This window comes from Mesorhizobium sp. M4A.F.Ca.ET.050.02.1.1 (assembly GCF_003997725.1).
GTDB lineage: Bacteria > Pseudomonadota > Alphaproteobacteria > Rhizobiales > Rhizobiaceae > Mesorhizobium.
Genome location: NZ_RZSG01000770.1, coordinates 1 through 2,830, shown reverse-complemented (window position 1 = coordinate 2,830; position 2,830 = coordinate 1). Strand labels below are relative to the sequence as shown.

The window sequence follows — 2,830 nt, the reverse complement described above, 5'->3', positions numbered from 1 at the left end:
GTCCTTCATGTGCTTCTGGTACACGCAGGCCAAGGTGGTCGGCGGCGGCTCCTCGATCAACGCCCAGATCTACACGCGCGGCAATGCCCGCGACTACGACGCGTGGGAGAAGGAAGAGGGCCTCGCTGGATGGGCCTATCGCGACGTGCTGCCCTATTTCAAGCGCGCCGAGAACAACCAGCGCTACGCCAACGACTTCCATGGCGACCAGGGGCCCCTCGGCGTCTCCAACCCGATCTCGCCGCTGCCGATCTGCGAGGCCTATTTCCGCGCCGGCCAGGAGATGGGCATCCCCTTCAACCCGGACTTCAATGGCGCCAGCCAGGAGGGCGTCGGCTACTACCAGCTGACCCAGAAGGATGCGCGGCGCTCGTCCGCATCGGTCGCCTATCTGAAGCCGATCCGCGCCCGCAGGAACCTGAGCGTCAGGACAGACGTGCTGGTCACCCGCATCGTCGTCGAGAAGGGCCGCGCCGTTGGTGTCGAGGTCGTCGACAAACCGGGCGGTCAGCCTGCGATCCTGCGCGCCGAGCGCGAGGTGGTCGTCTCCTCCGGCGCCATCGGCTCGCCCAAGCTTCTCATGCAGTCGGGCATCGGACCGGCCGATCATCTGAAGTCGGTCGGCGTGACGCCTATCCATGACCTGCCCGGCGTTGGCTCCAACATGCAGGACCATCTCGACCTGTTCGTCATCGCCGAATGCACCGGCGACCACACCTATGACAACTATGCCAAGCTGCACCGCACGATGTGGGCCGGCCTGCAATATCTGCTGCTGAAGAAGGGGCCGGTGGCCTCCAGCCTGTTCGAGACCGGCGGCTTCTGGTACGCCGACCCGACCGCCGCTTCGCCCGACATCCAGTTCCATCTCGGCCTCGGCTCCGGCATCGAGGCCGGTGTCGAGAAGCTGAAGAATCCGGGCGTCACCTTGAATTCCGCCTTCCTGCGCCCGCGCTCGCGCGGCACGGTGCGGTTGAAGAGCGCCGACCCGGCCGACCATCCGCTGATCGATCCGAACTATTGGTCCGATCCCTACGATCGCGACATGTCGATCAAAGGGCTGCGGCTGGCGCGCGAGATCATGCGCCAGAAGGCGCTTGCCCCCTACGTGCTGCGCGAGGTGCTTCCGGGCCCTGCCCTGCAGAGCGACGGCGACCTGTTCGACTACGCCTGCCGCAGTTCCAAGACCGACCATCATCCGGTCGGCACCTGCCGCATGGGGCATGACGAAATGGCCGTGGTGACGCCGGATCTGAGACTGCGCGGCATCGAGGGCTTGCGCATCTGCGACGCCTCGGTGATGCCGCGCGTTCCCTCCTCCAACACCAATGCGCCGACCATCATGGTCGGCGAAAAGGGCGCCGACCTGATCCTTGGCCGCGAACCTCTGCCGCCGGCCGTTTTCTCCGGCAACCGCGCCGCTTGAGGAGAGAGCCATGATCCGGCACTGCGTCTTTGTCAGATTCCGCCACGACGTCGACGCCTCCGAACGCGCGGCGATCCATGCCGATCTGGAAGCCTTGCGCTGGGCGATCGAAGGGATGGACAAGGTCCAGTTCAGCGCCAATGTCAGTCCGGAACCGTTCGCGCGCGGCTTCAGCCATGGCTTCACCATCGACTTCCGCGACGCCGCCGCCCGCGACGCCTATCTGGTGCACGAGGCGCATCAGCGTGCCGGCGCCCGGCTGGTCGCCGCCCTCGAAGGCGGCACCGACGGGCTGATGGTGGTCGATCTGGAAATTCTCGACTGACCGGCCGAGAAATTACCCCAGACGCAATGCGACGACGCCGGCGACGATGCTGAGCGCCGCGGCGCCGCGCCAGCGCGTCATCTTCTCGCCCAGCGCGACGACCGAGATCAGCATGGCGAACAGGATCGAGGTCTCGCGCAGCGATGCCACCGAGGCGATCGGCGCCTTGGTCATCGCCCACATGACGATCCAGTAGGCGGCGCCGCTGAGCACGCCGGTGAACAGCCCGGCCTTCCAGTCGCGCGCCAACACTGGCAGCGATTGTGGCCCCCGGAAGATGAGACACAGCACCAGCGCCCACGCGGCGTCGCAGACGAACAGCCAGGCGGCATAGCTCAGCGCGTTCGCCGCCAGCCGCGCGCCGCTACCGTCGGACAGCGTATAGCTGGCGATGAAGATCGACGTGCCCAGCGCGAAGCTGACCGCGCGCAGGTTGAACCGCTCCAGATGGACGCCGCCGCGAAACGACATTACCAGCGTGCCGGCCGACAACAGCAGGATACCGAGAATGGCGAGCGACGCGGGAACCTCCCGCACCACCACCATACCGCCAAGGGCGGAGAGCAGCGGTGCAGTACCGCGCGCCAGCGGATAGGTCTGGGCGAAATCGCCGGCCTTGTAGGCGCCGATCAGGAAGGTCCGGTAGCCCATGTGAAAGAAGACCGAGGCGAGAATGAATGGCCACACTTCGGCCTTCGGGAACTCGACGAAGGGCAGCACGAACAGCGCGGCAAATCCCATGCCCAATGTCATCAGCGTGATCGACAGGAAACGGTCGAGATGCACCTTGACCAGTGCGTTCCAGATCGCGTGCATGGCGGCCGCGCTAAGAACCGCGAAGAAGACGAAAAGCGTCATGCCCGCTTCATCCGCCTCCGGAGACTGCGGCAAGGCAGGGCGTTTCGAGGTCAATATCGACCCTCAGCGGAAAATGGTCGGACGCGATCTCGCCAATGTCGGCGCCGACCGAGCGCACGCGCGTGGCGAGCATGCCGCCGACGAAGCAATGGTCGAGCCGACGCTTTGACAGCCCGCCGTCGATGATTTTTTCATGGGTGTGGAAATCGGCCACCGGCTCG

General features: G+C 65.7%; 3 protein-coding genes and 1 pseudogene. 2 read left to right on the top strand and 2 right to left on the bottom strand.

The window, feature by feature from the left end:
* The first annotated feature begins 7 nt into the window (after positions 1–7).
* Both EOA33_RS30890 and EOA33_RS30885 read left to right on the top strand, forming a co-directional pair.
* Positions 8–1,426, top strand: coding sequence for a GMC family oxidoreductase N-terminal domain-containing protein (locus EOA33_RS30890; protein ID WP_245482487.1), 1,419 nt, complete (start codon positions 8–10; stop codon positions 1,424–1,426).
* A 10-nt stretch (positions 1,427–1,436) separates the two neighbouring features.
* The gene (locus EOA33_RS30885; RefSeq protein WP_126058396.1) at positions 1,437–1,751 is read left to right on the top strand and encodes a Dabb family protein; all 315 of its coding nucleotides are present in this window, start codon (positions 1,437–1,439) and stop codon (positions 1,749–1,751) included.
* Positions 1,752–1,763: 12 nt separating this feature from the next.
* Here EOA33_RS30885 and EOA33_RS30880 read toward each other — a convergent pair whose 3' ends face one another.
* Together EOA33_RS30880 and EOA33_RS30875 are read right to left on the bottom strand one after the other, a co-directional pair.
* The gene (locus EOA33_RS30880; RefSeq protein WP_126058395.1) at positions 1,764–2,609 is read right to left on the bottom strand and encodes an EamA family transporter; all 846 of its coding nucleotides are present in this window, start codon (positions 2,607–2,609) and stop codon (positions 1,764–1,766) included.
* Positions 2,610–2,616: 7 nt separating this feature from the next.
* Positions 2,617–2,830, bottom strand: a pseudogene (locus EOA33_RS30875) (EEP domain-containing protein); the annotation flags it as partial.